Below are 741 nucleotides of genomic sequence, written 5' to 3'. Positions count from 1 at the left end.
ACATTTTCAGGCAGAGAAAGCTTGTCTGGGGTCAAATCAACAGGGTTTATAATATTGTCCACCCACTCTTTAAACGCTGAAACCCGGGTAAAAACATCTGGATAATCCAGACTTCCACAAACAGAAGGAGCTATGCTTGCNACGCCGGCTTGAAACCATTCACCACCTGTTTGAAATAATAAAGGGCCGCCACTATCTTTTTCGCATAGACCTTGAAGCCCATCACCTGTCTCTTCGATATAACCTGCACAAATATGTTTACCGTCAATAGCATTACCATATATTGGTAAAAAGTCAGCTCCCAACGACGTTTCTAAATCGCCATTCAGGAAGGCTTTATTGCATTCGGTCTGGTTGAACAACGGTACATTCACTTCATGCAATACGCTTGGAAAGTCTTCGTTTATTGTGTCTTCACCGCCCCCACTAGAAATAAGATTGGGGTTGCCATCACGATCCCCCCATCCAACAATTGTTAGCAAATGACCTGCTTCGACACCTTTAAACATGGCTGAGCTAACTAATTCAAGAGGTGGATAAACACTCACATCAACCGCATCGGCCAACTCAAGCAACATCAAATCTCGACCTGACTCCACGCGACTAATCACCCCAATACGCCGCTCAGTTTCTTCAATTCGTGAGATATCATAATCTCCAACATAGACGGAAATTGCTTCAGCAGGCTCTTCATAGAAACAACGCGAAGCAGACATCACCCAACGTTCATGAATCAAGGTA

General features: G+C 44.1%; 1 protein-coding gene. It reads right to left on the bottom strand.

Annotated features, from left to right (window positions below):
• A partial coding sequence (locus tag A3763_RS22835; protein WP_156495276.1) for a serine protease occupies positions 1–741 on the bottom strand: 741 nt, incomplete at both ends.

Source organism: Oleiphilus sp. HI0128, from assembly GCF_001635365.1.
The sequence above is the reverse complement of the archived record's forward strand: the minus strand, read 5'-3'. Positions and strand labels throughout refer to the sequence as shown.